Annotated in this window: 18 protein-coding genes and 4 tRNA genes; 15 read left to right on the top strand and 7 right to left on the bottom strand. The window is 45.5% G+C overall.

The annotated features are described in order from the left end of the window. Position 1 precedes the first annotated feature (1 nt). The 8 genes from pgsA (at position 2) to nspC (ending at position 7,584) form a co-directional block, all read left to right on the top strand. A complete protein-coding gene (pgsA, locus tag ATB78_RS18930) occupies positions 2-559 on the top strand; it encodes a CDP-diacylglycerol--glycerol-3-phosphate 3-phosphatidyltransferase (RefSeq protein ID WP_009706909.1) in 558 nt (185 codons plus the stop codon). 401 nt (positions 560-960) lie between these two features. Next, positions 961-1,034, top strand: a tRNA-Cys gene (locus ATB78_RS18925). Between the two features lie 21 nt (positions 1,035-1,055). Further along, a tRNA-Gly gene (locus ATB78_RS18920) sits at positions 1,056-1,131 on the top strand. Positions 1,132-1,211: 80 nt separating this feature from the next. After that, positions 1,212-1,298: transfer RNA gene (locus tag ATB78_RS18915), tRNA-Leu, on the top strand. A 10-nt stretch (positions 1,299-1,308) separates the two neighbouring features. Beyond that, positions 1,309-1,384 (top strand) — tRNA-Gly (locus ATB78_RS18910). 754 nt (positions 1,385-2,138) lie between these two features. Then, positions 2,139-5,030 (top strand): pyridoxal phosphate-dependent class III aminotransferase, encoded by a 2,892-nt coding sequence (locus ATB78_RS18905; protein ID WP_061009866.1) that lies wholly within the window; start codon positions 2,139-2,141, stop codon positions 5,028-5,030. Positions 5,031-5,048: 18 nt separating this feature from the next. Next, entirely contained in the window at positions 5,049-6,302 is a 1,254-nt protein-coding gene (locus ATB78_RS18900; RefSeq protein ID WP_005443318.1) for a carboxynorspermidine synthase, read from the top strand. Positions 6,303-6,450: 148 nt separating this feature from the next. Next, positions 6,451-7,584 carry a carboxynorspermidine decarboxylase gene (nspC, locus tag ATB78_RS18895; protein ID WP_061009864.1) on the top strand — a complete coding sequence of 378 codons (1,134 nt, stop codon included), beginning with the start codon at positions 6,451-6,453 and terminating at the stop codon, positions 7,582-7,584. Positions 7,585-7,665: 81 nt separating this feature from the next. Here nspC and ATB78_RS18890 read toward each other — a convergent pair whose 3' ends face one another. Next, positions 7,666-8,178, bottom strand: coding sequence for an ACT domain-containing protein (locus ATB78_RS18890; protein WP_061009862.1), 513 nt, complete (start codon positions 8,176-8,178; stop codon positions 7,666-7,668). A 241-nt stretch (positions 8,179-8,419) separates the two neighbouring features. Next, positions 8,420-9,322 (bottom strand): DUF3943 domain-containing protein, encoded by a 903-nt coding sequence (locus ATB78_RS18885; RefSeq protein WP_061009860.1) that lies wholly within the window; start codon positions 9,320-9,322, stop codon positions 8,420-8,422. A 199-nt stretch (positions 9,323-9,521) separates the two neighbouring features. Here ATB78_RS18885 and ATB78_RS18880 point away from each other — a divergent pair, with 199 nt between their 5' ends. Continuing rightward, complete coding sequence (locus ATB78_RS18880) at positions 9,522-10,754, top strand: CinA family nicotinamide mononucleotide deamidase-related protein (protein ID WP_039987757.1); 1,233 nt, start codon at positions 9,522-9,524, stop codon at positions 10,752-10,754. A gap of 77 nt (positions 10,755-10,831) precedes the next feature. On the opposite strand, the gene yfaE is transcribed toward ATB78_RS18880, so the two are convergent. The 4 genes from yfaE to ubiG form a co-directional block, all read right to left on the bottom strand. Then, a complete protein-coding gene (yfaE, locus tag ATB78_RS18875) occupies positions 10,832-11,110 on the bottom strand; it encodes a class I ribonucleotide reductase maintenance protein YfaE (RefSeq protein WP_005443370.1) in 279 nt (92 codons plus the stop codon). Continuing rightward, a complete protein-coding gene (nrdB, locus tag ATB78_RS18870) occupies positions 11,110-12,243 on the bottom strand; it encodes a class Ia ribonucleoside-diphosphate reductase subunit beta (protein WP_005443372.1) in 1,134 nt (377 codons plus the stop codon). Before nrdB ends, yfaE begins: the two co-directional genes overlap by 1 nt. A gap of 81 nt (positions 12,244-12,324) precedes the next feature. Next, positions 12,325-14,607 carry a class 1a ribonucleoside-diphosphate reductase subunit alpha gene (gene nrdA, locus ATB78_RS18865; protein WP_005443373.1) on the bottom strand — a complete coding sequence of 761 codons (2,283 nt, stop codon included), beginning with the start codon at positions 14,605-14,607 and terminating at the stop codon, positions 12,325-12,327. Positions 14,608-15,107: 500 nt separating this feature from the next. Continuing rightward, on the bottom strand, positions 15,108-15,815 hold the full coding sequence (gene ubiG, locus ATB78_RS18860; RefSeq protein WP_009706903.1) for a bifunctional 2-polyprenyl-6-hydroxyphenol methylase/3-demethylubiquinol 3-O-methyltransferase UbiG: 708 nt from the start codon (positions 15,813-15,815) through the stop codon (positions 15,108-15,110). Positions 15,816-16,124: 309 nt separating this feature from the next. Between ubiG and gyrA the strand changes: the two genes are divergently transcribed. From gyrA to ATB78_RS18845, 3 genes are all read left to right on the top strand, one after another. Beyond that, positions 16,125-18,764, top strand: coding sequence for a DNA gyrase subunit A (gene gyrA / locus ATB78_RS18855; protein ID WP_005443375.1), 2,640 nt, complete (start codon positions 16,125-16,127; stop codon positions 18,762-18,764). A gap of 121 nt (positions 18,765-18,885) precedes the next feature. Next, positions 18,886-19,509, top strand: coding sequence for a tetratricopeptide repeat protein (locus tag ATB78_RS18850; protein WP_039987763.1), 624 nt, complete (start codon positions 18,886-18,888; stop codon positions 19,507-19,509). A 42-nt stretch (positions 19,510-19,551) separates the two neighbouring features. Then, the gene (locus ATB78_RS18845) at positions 19,552-20,106 is read left to right on the top strand and encodes a hypothetical protein (RefSeq protein WP_009706900.1); all 555 of its coding nucleotides are present in this window, start codon (positions 19,552-19,554) and stop codon (positions 20,104-20,106) included. A gap of 122 nt (positions 20,107-20,228) precedes the next feature. Here ATB78_RS18845 and nrfA read toward each other — a convergent pair whose 3' ends face one another. Continuing rightward, complete coding sequence (gene nrfA, locus ATB78_RS18840; RefSeq protein ID WP_061009856.1) at positions 20,229-21,656, bottom strand: ammonia-forming nitrite reductase cytochrome c552 subunit; 1,428 nt, start codon at positions 21,654-21,656, stop codon at positions 20,229-20,231. 450 nt (positions 21,657-22,106) lie between these two features. Between nrfA and nrfB the strand changes: the two genes are divergently transcribed. The 3 genes from nrfB to nrfD are packed head-to-tail and all read left to right on the top strand — an operon-like array spanning position 22,107 to position 24,365. Continuing rightward, positions 22,107-22,709, top strand: coding sequence for a cytochrome c nitrite reductase pentaheme subunit (gene nrfB, locus ATB78_RS18835; protein WP_009706898.1), 603 nt, complete (start codon positions 22,107-22,109; stop codon positions 22,707-22,709). A 1-nt stretch (position 22,710) separates the two neighbouring features. Further along, a complete protein-coding gene (gene nrfC / locus ATB78_RS18830) occupies positions 22,711-23,397 on the top strand; it encodes a cytochrome c nitrite reductase Fe-S protein (RefSeq protein ID WP_061009854.1) in 687 nt (228 codons plus the stop codon). After that, complete coding sequence (gene nrfD, locus ATB78_RS18825) at positions 23,394-24,365, top strand: cytochrome c nitrite reductase subunit NrfD (protein ID WP_061009852.1); 972 nt, start codon at positions 23,394-23,396, stop codon at positions 24,363-24,365. The genes nrfC and nrfD overlap by 4 nt, the downstream gene beginning before the upstream one ends. Positions 24,366-24,370: the final 5 nt, after the last annotated feature.

The raw sequence follows: 24,370 nt of genomic DNA, 5'->3' as shown, positions 1-24,370 counted from the left end.
AATGCGTTTGAATATCCCGAACATTCTATCTCTACTAAGACTGTTCCTAATCCCAGTTTTTGTGGTTGTTTTCTATCTACCTTACTCTTGGGCTCCTTTTGCAGCAGCAATGGTTTTCTGGGTTGCAGGGTTTACCGATTGGTTAGACGGCATGCTAGCTCGTAAGTTAGGCCAAACCTCTCGTTTTGGTGCCTTCATCGACCCAGTCGCTGATAAGGTCTTAGTCGCCACTGCTCTGATTATGATTACGGAGCACTACCACACGATTTGGGTAACCATTCCTGCGGTAACTATGATAGCGCGAGAAATCATCATCTCTGCATTGCGTGAATGGATGGCAGAAATCGGCAAACGAGCCAGTGTCGCGGTTTCTTGGGTCGGTAAAGTAAAAACCGTATCTCAAATGTTCGCATTGTGGGTGTTGATCTGGCGTTACGATGATTGGATGGTATGGCTAGGCTTTGGCGCTCTTTATATCGCGACTTTCCTAACGTATTGGTCAATGGTTCAATACTTAGCGGCGGCGAAAGATGATTTGCTCAACGAAGAGCACCATTAATCAAACAACACATAAATAGCATTTTAAGAAGCAGGCGATATAGCCTGCTTTTTTTATGCCTCGGATTTGTGATGAAGAAAAATGTGACATGAGTCTTGTTTTTAATCCGACTAAACGCTTAGTGCGGTTTGTTCCTTTAATTATCGATAGTTAATACAAGAAGGAACGCCACAGAATAGGTGAAAGGTGTAGCTCGATATTCATGATAAACAAGAGTATTTGGGCTAATCTCAGTATTAAAACTAATCAATTTACCGTCTTTCGCACAAATTCTGGTCAAACGATTTAAAAAAATAAAAATAGTGTTGACTCGATCGTCCGAATCCGTAGAATGCATTCCGTACCCAAGAGAGCATGACTTGAAAGGGTGGTGAAAGAAGCGATGCTTACTTCACAAATGAGGCGCCTTGGCAGAGTGGCTATGCAGCGGATTGCAAATCCGTGGACCTCGGTTCGACTCCGGGAGGCGCCTCCATCATTCTCTTTAAGAATGAATGCGACACTAGCTCAGTTGGTAGAGCGCAACCTTGCCAAGGTTGAGGTCACGAGTTCGAACCTCGTGTGTCGCTCCAAATAAAAATGATATGGCGTCAAGCGGTATCAGATGATGGTGTTTTACTTTTCTGTAAAGGCATCACAAAGAAATTTGTGTGCCCTGGTGGTGGAATTGGTAGACACAAGGGATTTAAAATCCCTCGACGTTCGCGTTGTGCCGGTTCAAGTCCGGCCCGGGGCACCATCTCAAATCTGCGACACTAGCTCAGTTGGTAGAGCGCAACCTTGCCAAGGTTGAGGTCACGAGTTCGAACCTCGTGTGTCGCTCCAGATTCGGAAAGCCCAGCATTTATGCTGGGCTTTTTCGTTTCTATCGATTCAACTTCAATGAGCTCACTTTGCTCATCCGTTGAGCTTCACACCGCTGATCAGAATCGGTTTGTCACATCTTCAATAGTAACTTTAGGGTTCCCTAAGTTTCCTGTCACAGCTTCCTTAGCCTTCCTTTGAGCATTTTAGATGATCCACTTCTGACGCTAATTTCTGCGATAGATATCAATATTACGGAAAATGAACTGAGTAAACGTTTGCTGTGATTGTGATCTCAATCAATATGCAACCTGTGAAAACATATTGCCAGAAGATTTTAGTTTGTGATAAATTCGCGCGCAATCTCGGAGCGTATTATTACGACTTTAATTCTCTGGGGGATACGCGTAGTGAACATTCAAGCTGATTGTGACACTACGTAGGGTAGGTATCGGCAAAGCCATTTGTCGATAGACGGGATACTAGTGCTGTAAGAAACAGCATGTTAATGGGAAACCCAACATTGAAACCTTTAAACAAACACACACTAATCAGCTTCATACTGCCGAAATGTCCTGTTTTACAAAACGGGTGCATTACGGAACCTTGATTACTCCCCAATCAAAATAAAAAGTCACGCTCGTCGTGACGGGTTATCTGTATTTGTCATTTAATCGATGACGAATACGGAGGTGTATCTATATCTCCTGTTATTTAATACTAACGAGAATAAATACAGGAAAGAGAATCATTATAATTCAAGGGATTATGTAGTATGAGCACTGCCTTTGAAGTCGATAACACTATCGCAAATTACTTTTCCTCCCAGGTTCCTGTTGTTGAAGGAATCTACGATTTAACGCCTGATCAAGTTCTTATCGAGCAAGCAGAGCATGAATCTGAGGTTCGTTCTTACCCACGTCGTCTACCAATCGCGATTAAGCAAGCTTATGGCTGTTTGGTTGAAGATACGCGTGGTCAAATTTTCCTAGATTGTCTTGCTGGTGCGGGTACATTGGCTTTGGGTTATAACCACCCAGAGATTAACCAAGCGCTAAAAGAGCAATTGGATTCTGGTTTGCCGTACCAGACTCTGGATATCGCAACGTCTGCGAAAACGCATTTCATCAAGTCTGTTAAAGGCTTTTTACCGCAAGAGCTGAGCGACAACTGTGTGATTCAGTTCTGTGGCCCTTCAGGTGCAGACGCGGTTGAGGCAGCAATCAAACTTGCCAAACAAACCACAGGTCGTAACACCATGTTCGCTTTCCGCGGTGCCTACCACGGTATGACGAACGGCACCATGGGTATGATGGGGAACTTGGGCACCAAAGCTCGTCGTACAGGCTTGATGTCAGACGTGCACTTTATGCCATTTCCTTACAGCTTGCGTTGTCCGTTTGGTCTAGGCGGTGATGAAGGTGCGAAAGCAAGCCTTCGCTACATCGAGCGTCTACTGAACGACGACGAAGCAGGCATCATGAAGCCAGCAGCAATCATTGTAGAGCCAGTACAAGGTGAGGGCGGTGTGATTCCTGCGCCTGCATTCTGGCTACGTGAGCTGCGCCGGATCTGTGACGATCACGGTATCCTACTGATTTTTGATGAAATTCAATGTGGTGTTGGCAAGTCGGGCTACAACTTCGCATTCGAAGAAGCGGGCATTGTTCCTGATATTTTGTGTTTGTCTAAAGCGATCGGTGGTGGCTTGCCAATGTCACTATTGGTGATCAACAAGCAACACGACACATGGAAGCCTGGTGAACATACGGGTACTTTCCGTGGCAACCAACTTGCAATGGTGTCGGGCGCGAAAGCATTAGAAATCATCCAACGTGATAACCTCGTTGAGCACGCCAATGTTGCAGGCCAATACCTTCGTTTTGGTCTTGAGAGCATTCAAAAACGCGTAAACTGTATTGCAGATGTACGCGGCAAAGGTTTGATGCTTGGCGTTGAGATTAAACATCCAAGTGGCGAGCTAAACAAGTTTGGTGAGCCTTTGTCAGATGGCCAGCTTACTCTTGCTATCCAACGTGCGGCGCTTGAGCGTGGATTGATGGTAGAGAAGGGCGGCCGCGACGGTTCCGTCATTCGTTTCCTTCCTCCGCTTATCATTTCTTTTGAGCAAATTGACTTTGCACTTCGTGTTCTGGAAGACGCAATTATCGCTGCAGGTGGCAGTCACGTTGAAGCAGACCCACAAGAAGAGTGGAAAAAGCACTTCATTCAAACTGGTGAACTTGGTGGTACTGAGTTTGCGTCTGTGATGAATCACATGACTGCAGCAATGAAATCGGTGTTTGAGCAGGTGAATGCACCATACTCGGGAATGGATCCTAAACTGCTGGAAGCGGCGATTAACGCGGTCGATCTGGATAACAAAAACGCATCGTTAAAGTCAGTGATTGATGAAGCAGCAGAGCTTGTTGCGAAGAATGCGATTTTCACTCAGCACCCAGATTGCATTGCTCACCTACATACGCCTCCTCTCATGCCTGCGGTAGCGGCAGAAGCCATGATTGCAGCATTGAACCAATCAATGGATTCATGGGATCAAGCATCGTCTGCGACTTACGTTGAGCAGAAGGTTATCAACTGGCTTTGTGACAAGTACGAGCTTGGTGATAAGGCCGATGGCATCTTCACTAGCGGCGGCACACAAAGCAACCAGATGGGCCTAATGCTGGCGCGTGACTGGATTGCTGACAAGCTAAGTAACCACTCAATTCAGAAGCTGGGTCTTCCAGAATACGCGGACAAACTTCGTATCGTATGTTCGAAGAAATCGCACTTCACGGTTCAAAAGTCAGCATCTTGGATGGGGCTGGGTGAGAAAGCCGTGATGACCGTCGATGCGAACGCTGACGGCACAATGGAGATTACTCAGTTAGATCAAGTTCTAACTCAGGCAAAAGCAGAAGGTTTGATTCCATTCGCTATTGTTGGCACCGCGGGTACGACCGATCACGGCGCAATTGACGATCTTGATTTCATTGCTGATATGGCAGCGAAACATGAGATGTGGATGCACGTGGATGGTGCTTACGGTGGCGCATTGATTCTTAGCAGCCACAAATCACGCCTGAAAGGTGTAGAGCGTGCCCACTCGATCAGTGTCGACTTCCACAAACTGTTTTACCAAACAATCAGCTGCGGCGCGTTGCTGGTGAATGACAAGTCTAACTTTAAGTTCCTGCTTCATCATGCTGACTACCTAAACCGTGAACATGATGAGCTACCAAACTTGGTCGACAAATCTATCGCAACGACGAAGCGTTTTGATGCATTGAAAGTCTTTATGACGATGCAAAACGTTGGTCCTCAGGCGCTTGGCGATATGTACGATCACTTATTGGTACAAACGCAGCAGGTTGCCGACATGGTTCGCAACCACGAGCAGTTTGAACTTCTTGCTGAACCAGCACTTTCTACGGTTCTATTCCGTGCAACCAATGTACGCACAAACAACGCATCTGCAGATTTAGATGAACTGAACAAAGCATTGCGTCTTGAAGCGTTAACTCGCGGTATCGCAGTACTTGGTGAAACCATCGTTGATGGTAAAACCGCTCTTAAATTTACGATTTTGAATCCTTGTCTGACGACAGAGGACTTTGAATCTTTGCTCTTGAAAATCAACACGCTAGCAGTTGAGCTAGTTTAATAAAGGTAACGGAAAACTATGGCAGTTCTACAGATTGGTGCAGGCGGCGTTGGCTGGGTTGTTGCACATAAAGCAGCACAAAACAACGACGTTCTGGGTGATATCACAATCGCATCACGTACTATCGGTAAGTGTGAGAAGATCATCGAATCGATTCAGAAGAAAAACAACCTGAAAGATTCAGCTAAGAAACTAGACGCGCGTGCAGTGAATGCTGACGACGTAGATTCTCTGGTTGCTCTTATTGAAGAAGTAAAACCGGATCTAGTGATTAACGCGGGTCCTCCGTGGGTTAACATGCCAATCATGGAAGCGTGTTACCGAGCAAAAGTTTCATACTTAGATACATCAGTAGCGGTTGATCTATGTTCTGAAGGTCAGCAAGTACCTGAAGCTTACGACTGGCAATGGGGTTACCGTGAGAAGTTCGAAGAAGCGGGCATCACCGGTATCCTAGGTGCGGGTTTCGATCCAGGCGTAGTATCAGTATTCGCGGCGTATGCAGTGAAGCATCTGTTTGATGAAATCGACACGATTGACGTAATGGACGTGAACGCAGGCGATCACGGTAAGAAGTTTGCGACGAACTTTGACCCAGAAACGAACATGCTTGAGATCCAAGGCGATTCATTCTACTGGGAAAACGGCGAGTGGAAACAAGTACCTTGTCACTCTCGTATGCTAGAGTTCGATTTCCCGAACTGTGGTTCACACAAAGTGTACTCAATGGCACATGATGAAGTTCGCTCAATGAAAGAGTTCATCCCTGCGAAACGCATTGAATTCTGGATGGGTTTCGGTGACCGTTACCTAAACTACTTCAATGTAATGCGTGATATCGGCCTATTGAGCCCAGAACCACTGACGCTACACGATGGTACAGTCGTACAACCTTTGCACGTATTAAAAGCGATGTTGCCAGATCCAACGTCTCTGGCTCCTGGTTATACTGGCCTAACGTGTATCGGTACTTGGGTTCAAGGTAAGAAAGACGGTAAAGAACGTAGCGTGTTTATCTACAACAACGCAGACCACGAAGTGGCTTACGAAGATGTAGAACACCAAGCGATCTCTTACACTACGGGTGTTCCTGCTATCACCGCAGCGCTGCAATTCTTCCGTGGCGAATGGGCAGATAAAGGTGTGTTCAACATGGAACAGCTAAACCCAGACCCGTTCCTAGAAACGATGCCAACAATCGGCCTTGATTGGCATGTTCAGGAATTAGAAGCAGGTCAAGGTTTGCCGCTGATTCACGAACTGAACAAATAAGTTTAAGGTTAAACTTATTTAGATTACTCGAGCAGTCATGGCGTGAAGCCGTGGCTGCTTTTGTCGTATTTGAGGTTAACCCCTCCCAGTCTCCTTGTCTTATAGGGGAAATTAAAAGGGGGTTAACGCGTGATGAAAATGGTTAGTTATGAGCAAAGAACAACTGAAAACCCCTTACTTCATGATCAATGAAGACAAGCTGGTTGAGAACTTAGAGAAAGCAAAACAACTGAAAGATATCTCTGGTGTGAAACTGGTGTTGGCACTGAAGTGCTTCTCAACATGGGGTGTGTTCGACATCATCAAACCTTACCTAGACGGGACAACCAGCTCTGGCCCGTTTGAAGTAAAGCTTGGCTACGAAACTTTCGGTGGTGAGACGCACGCATACAGCGTTGGCTACAGCGAAGATGATGTCCGTGAAGTAGCAGATATCTGCGATAAGATGATCTTCAACTCTCAGTCACAGCTGGCGGCATACCGTCATATTGTTGAAGGTAAAGCATCGATTGGTTTGCGTTTAAACCCGGGTGTAAGCTACGCGGGTCAAGATTTAGCGAACCCAGCACGCCAATACTCTCGTTTGGGCGTACAAGCTGACCACATCAAGCCAGAAATTTTCGATGGTATTGATGGCGTGATGTTCCACATGAACTGTGAGAACAAAGACGTGGACGCATTTATCGGTTTGCTTGATTCAATCTCAGAACAGTTTGGCGAGTACCTAAACAAGCTAGACTGGGTAAGCATGGGCGGTGGTGTATTCTTCACATGGCCGGGCTACGACATCGAGAAGCTAGGTCTTGCGCTAAAAGCTTTCTCAGAAAAACATGGTGTGCAAATGTACCTAGAACCGGGTGAAGCCATCATTACCAAGACCACGGATCTTGTCGTGACTGTGGTAGATATCGTTGAGAACGTGAAGAAGACAGCTATTGTGGATTCGGCAACGGAAGCGCATAGACTAGATACCTTGATTTACAATGAGCCAGCGTCGATTCTGGAAGCGTCTGAAAGCGGCGAGCATGAATACGTCATTGGTTCGTGTTCTTGTCTGGCTGGTGACCAGTTCTGTGTGGCGAACTTTGAGCAACCACTAGAGATTGGTCAACGTCTGCATATTCTGGATAGCGCGGGTTACACCATGGTGAAGTTGAACTGGTTTAACGGTCTACGTATGCCATCTGTGTACTGCGAGCGTTTAAGCGGCGAGGTTCAAAAATTGAACGAGTTTGATTACTCAGATTTCAAACGTTCGTTGTCTCAATGGACAGTCAAGTAACCACCAAATTGTCCAAGACAAAACGAAAAAGAGCAGCATAACGCTGCTCTTTTTATTGGATGAAAGAATAGGAACAGTGCGTTAACCTTCCACAATAACGCGCGTATCTTCACTTAATGCTTCTAGCTCATTCGCTACGTCATCGATGCCTAACTCACTTGGTAACTTAATCGCCATTTTGGTACTGAATAGACTTGAGCTGACACCGCCGCCGCCAGCAATAAACACACGTTGGCAATCCATATCAAGAATAGAGATACCTTGCCCGTCTAGGACATGAGTGATTTCATTGACGATACCAGCTCGGTCGTTGGCATCCAGACGCAATTGAAAAACCGTCTCCTGAGCGTGAGCATGCGGTTCTGAATCAACAAATCTCACTACCAATGTTTGGCAAGCAGAGAACGCCTCTTTAACGATATCTACGTTCTTTTCAGGAAGTTCAACCTTGATAACACCGGCGACCTGATCCTCAATAAAGTTCACTTTACTGATTAACCATTTGCCGTCGTTTTCATGTGTAACCGCTGCTAGCTGTTTAATGGTTGCGGGTGATGCCTGACCAACAAAATTAACGATAAACACTGTGTTCATAATGTCCCCTCCCGGAATAAGGTTTGGGTGCGGCACGGTTAGACGTATCGCTGTAGTGATTTGAGCTTAAGGTTTAAGAACTTAAGTTATTGGAATTTTTCCTTAATTTCAGTGTAGGTACTGGGGGAGGGTTATGTTTGACGAAGGTCAATTTTTGACGCTAATTCGTGATGCAAATAATGAAAACTATGCTTGGGGCACAAAAAAAGCAGCCCGTGAGCTGCTTCTTAAATGTTTGGTTTTAGAAGGTTACCTTCATTTCGAAACCGTAGAAGACGTTATCGTAGCTTGCGCCAGCGTCCATCGCGAATTTCGCTGCGTCTTGGTTGCCGAACCAAGGAGATGAGCTGAACTGGAATTCTGCGCTACCACCCCAAGCATCGGATACCCAATAGTGGATATGACCTACAGGGTTTAGGAAGAACAGAGATACATCACCCATTGTCTCTGAACCCATCACTTCACCGCCGCCGGCAATAATGTCCTGTTCGGCTGTTAGCATCATTTCACCTACCACGGCACCAAAAAATGGAGTAATAAACAAGTCTTGCCATGATGGGACTTCAGCAAACGCTTCGACACCGTATTCCCAGAAGAAAGTCGACATGGTCGCTGAGTATAGGAACGATTCAAACTCGTTGTAACCCGCGTGACGCGCCGCTGTGTAGTAAACACCACCAAAGTAAGGGTGCATGATGTAGTTTAGGAAGTGTTCATCACGATCCCAAACTGGACCGTCTGAAACGTTATCTTTCCACTTACTACCGAGCTTACTCATGTCACGGTCTTCTTCGTCCCATTTGGTAATGCTTTCTGGTAGTAACGTCATCAAACCAACAGTCGCCACACTCAAACCGAGAATGGTATATGTTTGACCCATTAGGTAATCCCAATCTTTGTCTTTTGGCACGATCATGTACTTTGGTTGAAGACCTGCGTCGAGATTTAAGGAATCATCGTTATCCAACCCCATAGCAAAGCTACGATTTTGTGGTTCGAAGCTATACAGAGTAGTCGTTTCGCAGTAACCTGACAGGCAATCAGGCGTGTAAGAGAACTCGATATGGTTACTCATATCGTACTGGCTCGCGTTCGCCGCAGCTGACGCAGTCAGAACAAGACCACTTAGAGTTTTCTTGAACATGGATGATTTTGACACAGAGGTCTCCGAGTTGTTGGTTTGATGATCGGGCTCACAATTATCCCTTAAAAGAACAGCCATTTAAATACTTGACCTACATTTAATCTCAACAAATTAACTAAGAGATTAGTCTAATAAAATGAAAACGATATAGGCACAATGTCGAAAAAATGTGGATTTTGCCTATTTTCAGGAGTCAGTTGTGAAAATTGCTATGCTTAGTACCGGTGAAGAAGTCCTTCACGGTGATATTGTTGATACAAATGCTGCTTGGCTGTCGAGCTTATTTTATCAGCATGGATTTGGCTTAACGAAACGCTCAACCGTTGGTGACAAGCAGTCGAGTCTAATTGAAGAATTCCTAATGCTCAGCTTCAATAACGATGTGGTCATCGTTAATGGTGGCTTGGGTCCAACCACTGATGACATGAGTGCGGCGGCGGCAGCAAAAGCCGCTGAGTGTAAGCTTGTGTTGTTCAAAGATTGGTTAGAGCATCTAGAGGCAATGTATGCGCGTCGTGGTATTCCAATGCCAGACAGCAACCTAAAACAAGCGATGTTGCCAGAGACGGCAGAAATCGTAGATAACCCAATTGGTACCGCTTGCGGTTTTAAGATGCTGATCAACGATGCCGTCTTTTATTTTACCCCTGGCGTACCAAGCGAATTTAAGCTGATGGCAGAAACGCAAATTTTGCCAGATTTGAAAAAACTGTTCCCTGAAGTCGAAAGTTCGTCTTGCAGTCGAATTTATACCTTTGGTCTGTCGGAGTCTGGTATTTCAGATAAGCTTGACCAAATGAAACTGCCACAAGGTTATGAGCTTGGCTATCGCTCGTATTTACCTTTTATCGAAGTGAAGCTGTTTGGTCCATCCAATCAAGTAGAACAGCGCATGAAGCTCATGCAGATCATCCACAAGCACCTTGAAAGCAATACGGTGAGTGTCGATATGCCAATGGTCGATCACGTAGGTCAATTGCTGGTGGATAAAGGATTAACCTTATCCGTTTCAGAGAAAAGCAGTGCAGGGTACTTAACCTATTGGCTTAACGGTGATGAGAACGTTGAAAAGCAATTTGGTCATGGCTGGGTATTAGCAGGTCAGAGCCAAACCATTACCGACGAAGGTGATCCGTTAGCGGCGACGTTTGCGCTCGCGGGGGCGACGCGTGAGAAGTGTGGTACTGATTTAGCGTTAGTCACAGGTAAGCTTGATGAGGGTGTTTTCTCTGTCGCACTTTCCACTTCTACGGGTGAGTGGGGGGCGTTGTACAAGCTATCGAGAAAATATCAACGCGATGATCAAGTCAAAGTCATCAGTGCGGCAGCGCTAGATATGTTGCGCCGTTATTTGGAGCGAAAGCCAATGTCGGCTCAATACGCTTTCTTAGAAAAAGTGAAAGAGATGCACATTCCGAGCAGTGCACTTTAATTCTGTCGCTTGAAAATGGCAGATAACAAAAAGCCAAGGCAAATGCCTTGGCTTTTTAGTATTCACTGGTGCTAAATCTATGCGCGTTTTTCTTTCATCGCGTAGTTCACACCACTGAGCGAAACACTGGATTTCGCTTTGCAAATACATGGCAGAATCTCATCTGGCTGAGTATAGGCCATAGCAAAACCAACATACTCCACTTCACCTGACTCTAACTTACAGCGGCAAGCACCACAGTGTCCGTCACGGCAGTTGTATTCAGGGAGTAAACCAGCTTGTTCCATCGTCTCCAAAATTGTATTGGATGGGTTGGACTCAATGCTGACGAGTTTGTTGATTTTGATGCTTGGCATTACAGCTCAAATCCTTCGAAGTCGTCTGCGCTTACTTCGTTGTCAATCTGACCAACAAGGTAAGATGAAATTTCTGCTTCTTGTGGCGCAACCTGAACGTTATCCGATGACAACCAAGCGTTGATCCATGGGATAGGGTTTGAAGTTGCTTCAGGGTATGCCATTGGTAGACCTACCGCTTGCATACGGATGTTGGTGATGTACTCAACGTACTGGCTCAGGATGTCCTTGTTCAAGCCGATCATTGAACCGTCTTTGAATAGGTATTCTGCCCATTCTTTTTCTTGCTCAGCCGCCTCTTTGAAAAGATCAAAACAGTCTTGTTTTGCTTCTTCAGCGATTTGCATGAATGTGAAGTCATCTTGGCCGTTACGCAGCAAGTTGATCATGTGCTGTGTGCCGTTCAGGTGAAGGGCTTCATCACGAGCGATCAGCTTGATGATTTTCGCGTTACCTTCCATTAGCTCACGCTCTGCGAAAGCGAATGAACAAGCGAAACTTACGTAGAAGCGGATTGCTTCTAGTGCGTTTACTGACATCAGACACACGTACAGTTTCTTCTTCAGATCGTACAGGCTAACTTTAACCGTTTCGCCGTTCAGAACGTGCTCACCTTCACCGTAACGGTGGTAGTCATTTGTCGCTTGGATCAGATCATCGTAGTAGTGTGCAATGTCTTTAGCGCGCTTTAGGATGTGCTCGTTTTCAACGATGTCGTCGAATACCACACTTGGATCATTCACGATGTTACGGATGATGTGTGTGTATGAACGAGAGTGAATCGTTTCAGAGAAAGACCAAGTCTCGATCCAAGTTTCTAGCTCAGGCAGAGAAACAAGCGGTAGCAGTGCAACGTTCGGGCTACGACCTTGAATTGAGTCAAGCAGCGTTTGGTACTTCAGGTTTGAGATGAAGATGTGCTTCTCGTGGTCTGGTAGCTTGTTGTAATCGATGCGATCGCTTGATACGTCCACTTCTTCCGGACGCCAGAAGAAAGACAATTGCTTTTCGATTAGCTTTTCGAAGATCTCGAATTTTTGTTGGTCGTAACGAGCAACGTTCACTGATTGACCTAGGAACATTGGTTCCTTTAGTTGGTCGTTTTTGTTCTGGTTAAAAGTACTGTAAGCCATAATGCCTCAATTCCTTTTAGACCTCCCCAAGCGGGGAGGTGTTCGATTGTTTGTTTCTACGGATTGTTAGGGTGGGTAAGATTAAATCTTACAACCGCCGCCTGCACAATCGTCATCTTGTGGTTGAACTGCGTCTTTCTGGTCGTCTTTCGCGCCGTCACGAGTGTTATGGTAGTAAAGTGTCTTCACACCAAACTTGTACGCAGTTAGAAGGTCTTGAAGAAGTTTCTTCATTGGAACCTTACCGCTCTCGTAACCAGAAGGGTCGTAGTTTGTGTTTGCAGAGATCGCTTGGTCAACGAATTTCTGCATGATGCCCACAAGGTGTAGGTAACCGTCGTTAGAACCGATGTTCCAAAGCAGTTCGTAGTTGTCTTTCAGTTCAGTGAAATCTGGCACAACTTGCTTCAAGATGCCGTCTTTCGACGCTTTAACAGATACGAAACCACGTGGTGGCTCAATACCGTTTGTCGCGTTAGAGATCTGAGAAGAGGTCTCAGATGGCATTAGCGCAGTCAGTGTTGAGTTACGTAGACCGTGTTCCATGATCTCTTGACGTAGGCTGTCCCAATCGTAATGCAGTTCTTCTTCACAGATTAGGTCAACGTCTTTCTTGTAAGTGTCGATTGGCAATAGGCCTTTCGCGTAGTTCGTTTCGTGGAACGAAGGACACTTACCTTGTTCTTTTGCTAGCGCTACAGACGCTTTCAATAGGTAGTATTGAATCGCTTCAAACGTGCGGTGAGTTAGACCGTTTGCGCTGCCGTCAGAGTATTTAACGCCGTTCTTCGCTAGGTAGTATGCGAAGTTGATAACACCAACACCCAGCGTACGACGGTTCATTGTCGACTTGTATGCCGCTGGTAGTGGGTAATCTTGGTAATCAAGCAGTGCATCTAGTGCACGTACTACAAGCTCAGATAGCTCTTCGAAGTCATCTAGAGATTTGATAGCACCTAGGTTAAACGCAGATAGCGTACACAGAGCGATCTCACCCGAATCATCTTCAACGTTTTTCAGAGGCTTAGTTGGCAGTGCGATTTCCAAACATAGGTTTGATTGACGAACTGGCGCTACTTCTGAATCGAATGGGCTGTGAGTGTTACAGTGGTCCACGTTCTGAATGTAGATACGGCCTGTTGATGCGCGCTCTTGCATTAGCAGAGTGAACATTTCGATCGCTTTAACCGTTTCTTTCTTGATTGAAGGATCGTTTTCGTATTTCACGTATAGACGTTCGAATTCTTCTTGGTTTTCGAAGAACGCGTCGTATAGGCCCGGTACGTCAGATGGTGAGAACAACGTGATGTTGCCACCTTCTACTAGGCGTTGGTACATCAGTTTGTTCAACTGAACACCGTAGTCCATGTGACGAACACGGTTCTCTTCAACACCACGGTTGTTCTTAAGAACCATTAGCGAGCGAGCTTCGCCGTGCCATAGTGGGTAGAACACAGTCGCTGCACCGCCACGAACACCACCTTGAGAACAACACTTAACGGCTGTTTGGAAGTATTTGTAGAACGGGATACAACCTGTGTGGAATGCTTCACCACCACGGATTTCAGAACCTAGCGCACGGATACGACCTGCGTTGATACCGATACCCGCACGTTGAGAAACGTAACGCACGATTGAGCTTGCTGTCGCGTTGATAGAATCAAGGCTATCACCACACTCGATAAGTACACATGAGCTGAACTGACGAGTAGGGGTACGTACACCAGACATGATTGGTGTAGGTAGAGAAATCTTAAATGTTGACGTCGCATCGTAGAAACGCTTGATGTAGTCAAGACGCGTTTCTTTCGGGTAGTTAGCGAATAGGCAAGCAGACACCAGGATGTATAGGAACTGCGCACTTTCGTAGATCTCACCAGATACACGGTTTTGTACGAAGTATTTGCCTTCTAGCTGTTTTACTGCTGCGTAAGAGAAATCTAGATCGCGCTTGTGGTCAAGGTACGCATCAAGTTCGTCCAGTTCTGCTTTCGTGTAGTCTTCTAGAATGTGTTGGTCGTACTTACCCATATCAACAAGACGAGCTACGTGGTTGTACAGCGTTGGCGGCTCGTATTGGCCGTATGCTTTTTTACGTAGGTGGAATACCGCTAGGCGAGCAGCTAGGTATTGGTAATCCGGTGTCTCTTCAGAGATCAGGTCTGCTGCAGACTTGATGATAGTCTCGTGGATATCTGTCGTCGTAATGCCGTCGTAAAACTGGATGTGAGCGCGTAGTTCTACTTGTGATACCGAAACGTTATTCAGGCCTTCTGCAGCCCACGTAATAACGCGATGGATTTTTTCCAGATCGATAGTTTCTTTGCGGCCATCACGCTTAGTGACGGTAAGTTGTTGGTTCATTCTGCTTTATTTCCCTAAGAAAACTGATAAAAGCCGTGTTTTTGTTTGTTTATGTGCAAAACTTGTAAAATTTGCGGCGGCTTTGTGATCAAAGTCTATCTATATATTGTAGTCGAAACACAACATATAGGGGTTCATTTGTTTGCGAGTTACAAGATAGTGCTATTACCCTGAGTTTTCAAGGTACAGGTTTGGGATGACTTGTGGATAACTAACAAAATAAAAAAAATCAGTAAGTGAACACTAACCGATGAGAAAAGGGCTGACTTGAATGGGGAAAATTACGTTTTTCAGATCGGTTCATAAATAACCGCATGTAAAAATATTTTCCTTGATCTTTGACAGTTTTTGTTTGTTAAAAACAGATTGGTCAAAATGGAATCTAGAGCACTTTTTTTCTACAGAAATTGACAAAAAAAGCGGCGCTTCTGTGCTACCGCTTTTCAATAAATTTCATATTACTGTTCGCCAAACTGGCGAGGCAATAATGATTCTATTAATCAATATTTAGCAGTGTGAACGATGTAGTTTACATCCACATTACGACCGAGTTTGTAGCTGTCGTTAAGAGGATTGTAGTGCAAACCTGTAATGCCCATTTCTGTTAGGTCGGTTTGGTCAATCATCTTCATCATTTCTGCCGGTTTGATGAACTTCTCATGGTCATGAGTGCCTTCAGGCACAATCTTGAGTAGCTTTTCAGCACCGACAATCGCAAATAAGTAAGATTTGATGTTGCGGTTTAAAGTAGAGAAGAAGACGTGCCCACCAGGTTTTACCAATGCCGCGCAAGAGCGAATCACAGACAGTGGGTCAGGAACGTGCTCAAGCATCTCCATACAAGTCACTACATCATAAGTACCTGCGTTTTCGGCAGCGTGGTCTTCGATAGTGCTTTGGATGTAAGTCAGCTTAGTACCTGTCTCAAGAGCATGAAGACGTGCCACTTCTAATGGCTCTTTGCCCATATCGAGACCGGTAACGACGGCGCCTTCTTTTGCCATGCTTTCCGCAAGGATGCCACCACCACAGCCAACATCGAGCACTTTTTTGCCAAATAAGCCGTCAGCTTTCTCTAGGACATAGTTCAAGCGAAGCGGGTTAATTTGATGAAGTGGTTTGAACTCGCCTTCTAAATCCCACCAACGAGAAGCCATCTCTTCGAATTTCTTAATTTCACTTGGGTCGACGTTTTGTGCTTTTGTCATGATAGTTATATCGCTTCGCTAATAGTCCTTTGGAAGGCGTGATTATACTCCAATGGTACGATACGTTAAAACTGCTTCTTTTCTCACAATCGCTACAGGAGAGATTTTTGAGCTGTGTTGGTGGAAATATAGTCAGTTTTCATAAAGATATGGGATGAATGTGCAAATTCTCTTCATTTAACTCATAACGAAGCTCACAACCTGATAAAACGAGTGGGAAAGTGATGCCCCGTTGATGAATTGTGTGTTATATTTTTGCACCTTACACGTATCGTAATTACGATCAGATAATAGAGGGATAATGGCTCTATGAGCGATTTAGCTAAAGAGATCACGCCCGTAAACATTGAAGATGAGCTTAGAGGTTCATACCTAGACTACGCGATGTCAGTAATCGTGGGTCGTGCTCTTCCAGATGTGCGTGATGGCCTAAAACCAGTACACCGCCGCGTTTTATTCGCGATGAACGTACTAGGCAACGATTGGAACAAACCATATAAAAAATCAGCCCGTGTTGTTGGCGACGTAATCGGTAAATATCACCCACACGGTGATAGCGCTGTGTACGACACAATCGTACGTATGGCTCAGCCGTTCTCACTTCGTTACATGCTGGTCGATGGTCAAGGTAACTTTGGCTCGATCGATGGCGACTCTGCTGCGGCAATGCGTTATACCGAAGTACGTATGGCGAAAATTGCCCACGAACTTCTGGCTGACCTAGATAAAGAAACCGTGGACTACGTACCTAACTACGATGGTACGGAGCAAATCCCAGCGGTTCTTCCAACTAAAATTCCTAACCTATTGGTAAACGGTGCTTCTGGTATCGCGGTAGGTATGGCAACCAACATCCCACCGCACAACCTTGGCGAAGTGATCGATGGCTGTCTTGCGTTCATCAATAATGAAGAAATCACTATTGATGAGCTAATGGATTACATCCCTGGTCCTGATTTCCCAACGGCAGCGCTAATCAGCGGTCGTAAAGGCATCGTAGACGCGTACAAAACTGGTCGCGGTAAGATCTACATGCGTTCAAAAGCGGAAATCGAAGTGGAGAAGAATGGTAAAGAAACCATCATCGTCACTGAAATCCCTTACCAGGTAAACAAAGCTCGTTTGATCGAAAAGATCGCTGAGCTAGTTAAAGATAAGAAAGTAGAAGGCATCAGTGCACTACGCGACGAGTCTGATAAAGACGGTATGCGTATTGTTATTGAATGTAAGCGCGATGCTGTGGGTGAAGTGGTTCTGAACAACCTTTACGCACAAACTCAGCTTCAAACGACTTTCGGTATCAACATGGTTGCGCTAAACAACGGCCAGCCACAGCTATTCAACCTAAAAGACATGTTGAAGTGCTTCGTTGACCACCGTCGTGAAGTTGTAACTCGTCGTACTATCTTCGAACTACGCAAAGCGCGCGAACGTGCTCATATCCTTGAAGCATTGTCTCTTGCACTTGCAAACATCGATGAAGTTATCGAGCTAATCAAAAACGCACCAACACCAGCAGAAGCAAAAGTTGGCTTGGTATCGCGTGGTTGGGATCTTGGTAACGTAGCATCAATGCTTGAGCGTGCTGGTACTGATGCAGCACGTCCAGAATGGCTAGAAGATCAATACGGTATCCGTGATGGTCTGTACTACCTAACAGAGACTCAAGCTCAAGCAATTCTAGAACTTCGTCTACACCGTCTAACCGGTCTAGAGCACGAGAAGATTCTTGATGAATACAAAGCACTTCTAGATGAAATCGCAGAGCTAATGCATATCCTTGCAAGCACTGAGCGTCTAATGGAAGTGATCCGCGAAGAACTTGAAGCGGTTCGTGATGGTTACGGTGATGTTCGTCGTACAGAAATCACAGCAGCAACCCATGACATCGACATGGAAGAGCTGATTGCTCGTGAAGACGTAGTAGTAACTCTGTCTCACGAAGGTTACGTTAAGTACCAAATTCTAAGCGACTACGAAGCTCAGCGTCGTGGTGGTAAAGGTAAGAGTGCAACGAAGATGAAAGATGAAGACTTCATCGAGCGTCTACTTGTTGCAAATACTCACGATAACATTCTGTGTTTCTCAACTCGTGGTAAGACTTACCGTCTGAAAGTTTACCAATTGCCTCATGCAACTCGTACTGCACGTGGTAAGCCAATCGTAAATATCCTTCCTCTAGAGGAAGGTGAACGTATCACTGCAATTCTTCCTGTTGATGAGTTCTCACCAGAGAAATTTATCTTCATGGCGACAGGCGATGGTACGGTTAAGAAGACCCCATTGAACCAGTTTGCAAACGTACGTTCAAACGGTCTAATCGCTGTGAACCTACGTGATGATGACTCACTAATTGGCGTTGATATCACAAACGGCGATAGCGACATCATGCTGTTCTCTAAAGCAGGTAAAGTGGTTCGCTTCAGCGAAGACAAAGTACGTGCAATGGGTCGTACAGCGGCAGGTGTTCGCGGTATGAAACTAGCAGACGAAGACCAAGTTGTTTCTCTAATCGTTCCGTCTAACGAAGGCGACATCCTAACGGTTACACAAAACGGCTACGGTAAGCGTACTGAACTAGCGGAATACCCAACGAAAGGTCGTGCAACTCAGGGCGTTGTGTCTATCAAGGTTTCTGAGCGTAACGGTCCAGTTGTTGGCGCGGTACAAGTAGAAGAAGGCGACGAGATGATGATGATCACCGACGCTGGTACTCTAGTACGTACACGTGTAGCGGAAGTGAGCCAAGTTGGTCGTAACACCCAAGGTGTGACACTTATCCGTACAGCTGAAGACGAATCAGTAGTTGGTCTACAACGCATCGACGAAGTTGAAGAAGTTGAATTGCCAGAAGGCGAAGAAGCAGAAGCAACAGAGGAGAACGCAGAAGGTCAAGCTCCTGAAGCGCCAGCAGCAGACGATGCAGCTGAAGGTTCAGAAGAAGAGTAAGCTTCTTCTTAATCGCTAAATTTGAAAGCCGAGCATAACGCTCGGCTTTTTTGTATCTGTATCAACGCAATAAAAATCAGAAACCAGTACACTGGCGTTATCTTTATTCATAGGTTGCTTTATGTCTGTTTGGTTTTTCGTTGCCATCTCTTTGATGGGCTTGTTCATCGTCCTCTTATCACTGAGTGCATCAAAAGTTAAACCTACCCAATGGTTCGGCTTTTGTCTGTTAGTGCTTGTCATAACCAGTGCAAGCTTCTTATTGCTGCGTCAAACTCCGCCTCAACCGATGCAAGCGGAAATGTCACGTATGATGACTGCTCGTGACATCATGCAAGAGATTCAAGACCAGCTACGAGAGGACCCAAACAACGCTGAATTGTGGTTCCAACTCGGGCAGGGCTACCTACTAGAGGGTGAATTTGACGGTGCGTTGATTTGTTTTGATTACGCGATCCAACTGACTGAACCTGTAAGTGCCACGCAACTTGCTGCGAAGGCGACCACTCTATACTACATCCACCAACAATCTATGACGCAAGAAGTCAGCCTGCTTCTGGAACAAGCTCTACAGATAGAACCGCACAATGAAGCAGCTTTGTCTTTGATCGCAAATGACCATTTTCTGTCATTCCGCTTTCAGGAAGCCATTGATACTTGGGTACTATTATTAGATTCTAATGATCCAAATTTAGATAGAGTGCAAATCATTAACTCTATCAACAAAGCAAAAGAGCTGTTGTAAGCGTACAATTTAATAAGCAGTAGAGGGAAAGGTGGGCAACGAATGAAAAATAAGGCACTAAGCATATTGGTTTTGCTGTGCGGCTCTGTATTGGCGGGTTGTAGCTCTTCCGATCATTCTGGTTCTTCCTCTTCGGTTTATTACTCTTCAGGTTACTATGATCCTTGGTGGTACGATCATGACGACTACTGGATTTACTACTATCCGGGTTGTTGCGACAACGACGACGAATACAAAGAGAAACTGGAAGAGTGGTGGAATGGTTTAGACGAAGACCAACAGCAATCCATCAAAGACAAAGTCGAGGATTGGAAAGACGATGATATGTCCGCCAATATCGACAACATGAAACGCCAACTCGACGATCATTGGCAATCATTGCCTGACGAGCAAAAGCAAGAGATTCAAACCAAATGGGAGAATCGTCCGGAGCGTATTGAGCCAGCGGCTTTACAAGACAAAGCGGTAAAAGAAAAGGTTCAACAAAGAAAAGCATTACCGGAAACGAAGATCCAACGCCCAGTTGCTCGTCCAAATGTGCAGATGCCTAAGGCACGTCCAAATATTCAACCGAGGCCGAGGCTTCCTCGTCGCTAGTACATTCGATTTTGTCTCTCGATAGAATCGAGGGTGAAGAGATAAAGATGATAAAGAAATAAAGAAAAGGGGCGTTCAGTACGCCCCTTGTTGTATCTATAAATTAACCTCTGCCAGTTAGATTAATATGTGGCTTCGCGTTCAGCCGCTGCTTTATCCCACTCTGGCGCTACTGTTTCTAGGAAGTGTTTCTTGTCTGCGTTCATCTTATCCATATCCATGCCCAGTGCTTGTTGTGCTTTGGCTTTGGTCGAGATATCTGGAATTTGAACAGGGTCAGTAATGCCTTTGGTTGCCAGTAAACGAACCAACTTGGTACGGGCGTCAGCGGCGCGGTCAACTGCAGTACCTAGTACTTCAAGTGCTACCTCAGGAGCATGCATGTGAACACCGTGAGAAGCAATTGCGTAGTCCCAACGCCATTGTGCGTGGCGAATATCTTGTAGGATAGGTTCCATCTCTGCTTCTGTTGCACCTGCTTTCCACGCTGCGCCTGCTTCAAAGTGTGCCGCTACGATTTGCTTCTCGGCGGTTAGCTTCATGTTCAATACTTGCGCTTTGCGAGGCGAAACGATGCTTTGTAGCTGTTCTTTAGTTTGGGTATGACATTGTGCACAGGTGTCATCGAAGCGATCAAACGGGTTACCCACTTTGTGGTCTGTGTACACCGTGCCATCTTCTTTGGTCACTTTAGGCATGTGACAGTCCACACACACCACTTTGTTTTTGCCATGGATGCCATCGCGCCATGTTTCGTAACCTGGGTGTTGTGCTTTTAGCATCGGAGCTTTAGATACTGCATGCGTCCAATCTTTGAAATTCAACGCGTCGTAGTATTTCTCCATGTCATTAACGGTGGTGCCCATATCCCATGGGAACTTAACCGCTTTAGTCGGGCCGGTGAAGTAGTATTCAACGTGACATTGAGCGCAGACCGATGCTTGCTTATCTAGGCGAGATTGTTCATCAAAGTTTTTACCAATAGTATCAAAAGCACGCTCAACATAAGGGCGAGTTACGGCCAGTGCTGGTTCGCCTTTCTTAAATTCTTCAGAGCGAGTGTCGTGACAGTCAGAACAACCGATAGGGTTGACGATTTCTGAGCCCAAGCGTGCCCATTTACCTTCGAAATAACCGTCTTCACCACGTTCATCAATCACGCGAGCAACGTCAGGGCTTTTACAGCTCCAACAGGCCATTGGCATAGGGCCGGATTTTTCATCAGTCGGTGCGCCGGTACGTAAGGTTTGGCGAACATCATCAAGTGCGTAAAAGTGACCGCGTGCTTTGTTGTAGTCTTTTGCAAAGCCATAGCCTGCCCACAAGATCACCATGTTTGGGTCTTCACTTAGGGCATCTTCAATGTGCTCGCTTTCGGATGTTGCTTTCCAAGAGTGGTATTGGTCGGGATGGTTCTGTTCAAAGGCGTCATTTCGAGGATCGATGAGGCCTTTTTCTTCTGCCGCCAACGGAGCGCCGACCAAAAATAATTGGCTGGCGAATAAGGTCGCAACCGCGATAGGTGCGCTCATCCAGTGTTTTATGCTCACGGTGTTATCTCCATATTCGTTTTTATTAGCAGCGTTGTGAGAAGCTATTCCAAATAAGAACTGGAGATCTACGATTAATAGTATTGCTTAATTGGATAGATGAAATAGTGAGCGAATCTTGTCTTGTTTTAGATCAATTTACACCAGTGATCTCAGTCATGTTTGAATTTATATACCCCTAAAGTGGTAGTGGTTAAGTCCTTGTTCGTCAATGTATTGGGCTTTTAACCTTTTTAAAAATAGGGTGATTTAGTTCGCTTTTTGAGCAGGTGTTTCTACCCCTTATGAATAATAGAGGTATTATAAATATAGGTTTAGCGTTGTGGCTTTCCGAAATAAGAATTGATGTCATTTGAAGATTTGAAAAATATCTTCAGAGGAAATTAATTGTCGCTCAAATAAATAATTGAGAATAGTTATCAATTATTATCGAGCTAAGGAAAGAACAATATGGGCAATATAAAATTGACCATAGAGACAATGCTGAAACTTCTCTTCGTCTTTGCCATCTATGGTTTCTCCATCGCCGCCCATGCGACTTCTTCAGAGCCGATTGAAGGTGCTCAAGCTGAGCGTCATCAAGTCGAGTTGATCCGTGACCGAGACTACAAGTGTCTGCAATGTCATAAGGATGCCAAAGAGACTCTGAACCTTTCGCATGACCCGCAAGCTCTACTCAGCCAAGGGAAGCAACTTAATTGCACCAATTGCCATAGCAACATTGGTCCCGACCATCGTGAAGGCGCGCCTGATGTAATTAAGTTTTCTGCCGCGCAATCGAAAGAGGTACACGACAAAGTGTTCCTTGATCCAAGCATGATTCTTAAAGCTAACAGCCAATGTGTGGATTGCCACGCACCGACACAGCTAAGAGAAAGCCACTGGACGCACGATGTGCACGCCAAAAACCTCACTTGTTCAAATTGCCACGATGTACACGCAGCGAAAACCAAAGCGTTGTCATACGACAGAAAACAACTGATCAAGCAGTGTGTGGATTGTCACTCTGAATTTGCCGTCGAACCTGAACTTGCCAAAGAAGAGGAGAGATAGCATGAAATGTTCAAGAAGAAACTTTTTAGCCGGCAGCGGTGCGTTGATTTTAACTACAGGCGTTGCAGGCACTTCCGTTGTTAGCTCCTCTCTTTATGCCAGCAACAGTGAACAAGCGAAACGCATGGGTATGGTTCATGATGAAAATGCCTGTATTGGCTGTACCGCCTGTACTGATGCTTGTCGCGAAGTAAATAAAGTCCCTGAAGGCGTGACGCGACTTAAAATTCATCGCAGTGAACCGATTGGCGAATTCCCAGATGTGGAATACCAGTTTACTCGCGAATCCTGTCAGCATTGTGATAACCCACCATGTGTGTACGTTTGTCCAACAGGCGCTGCATACAAAGATGAAGCGACCGGCATCGTGGATGTGCACAAAGAGAAATGTGTCGGATGTGGTTATTGCCTTGCTGCTTGCCCTTACCAAGTGCGCTTCTTTAATCCAGTCGATCACTCTGCCGATAAATGTAACTTCTGCCGTGATACCAACCTGGCGCAAGGTAAGCAGCCAGCTTGCGTGGAATCTTGTCCAACAAAAGCACTCATATTTGGTGATTTAAATGATCCAACTAGCGAGGTGAGCAAAGCTATCGAAAGCCATGTTGTCTATCGCGATAAATCGCACTTAGGTACCCTACCTAAACTGTACAAAATTCCGCATAGCAAAGGGGAGGTGTCATCATGAACGGCTTCGAAAGTGCATTCCACTTTGACTCGTTAGTCTGGGATTGGATCATTGCGATTTACTTATTCCTTGCTGGGATGTCAGCAGGTGCGGTGATGATTTCTATCTATTTAAAACGCAAAGTGATTGAAGGTGATCCCGCAAACAACGGCATCATGAAAGCGATGGCTTGGCTTGCGCCATTTGGCATCATTGCTGGGTTAGTAATTTTGATTTTCCATTTAACCAAGCCTTTAGAGTTTTGGAAGATCATGATCTACTACAACCCAACGTCTGTGATGTCGATGGGCGTGATCTTGTTCCAAGTGTACATGCTAGTGCTGTTTGTTTGGATTGGCGTTATCTTCCGCCATCAAATCATCAGCTTCTGTGAAGGGAAGTTACCAAGCAAGCTGCTGGATTTTGCCGATGGTATTTTGATTAAGGCGGGGAAAGCCAACAACGCCATTGAATTGTTTTTGGGATTCTTAGCCATCGTACTTGCAGCATACACCGGCTTTCTACTGTCTGCGTTGAAGACTTACCCAATGCTAAACAATCCAGTACTGCCAATCTTGTTCCTGTTCTCTAGTTTGTCCTCGGGCGCAGCGGCATGCTTGATGTTCGGCATCTTGGTGTTTAAAGAGTCGACCAGCAGCCCAAGTGTGTCTTGGGTGCACGGATTTGAACGCCCAGTAGTGTTGTTTGAGTTGTTTGTCCTAGTGACATTCTTTACTGGACTGATCTTCAGCGGTGGTCAGAACGAAGTCGCGGCTTGGAATGCTATTTCGAGTGGATTCTGGGCTCAATGGTTCTGGGGTGGGGTAGTGTTCATCGGCATGATAACGCCTTTGACTCTCAATTGGTTGACGCCTTCTGAAGTGCGCCACAAAGGCAGTTACGTTTTTGTGGTCACGACGTTGAGCTTGGTTGGCGTACTTATGCTGCGTACTTTCATTCTCTATGCCGGTCAAATGACCATAGTGTAAGGGGG

Source organism: Vibrio sp. CUB2 (assembly GCF_001557945.1).
Lineage (GTDB): Bacteria > Pseudomonadota > Gammaproteobacteria > Enterobacterales > Vibrionaceae > Vibrio > Vibrio owensii.
The sequence above is the reverse complement of the archived record's forward strand: the minus strand, read 5'-3'. Positions and strand labels throughout refer to the sequence as shown.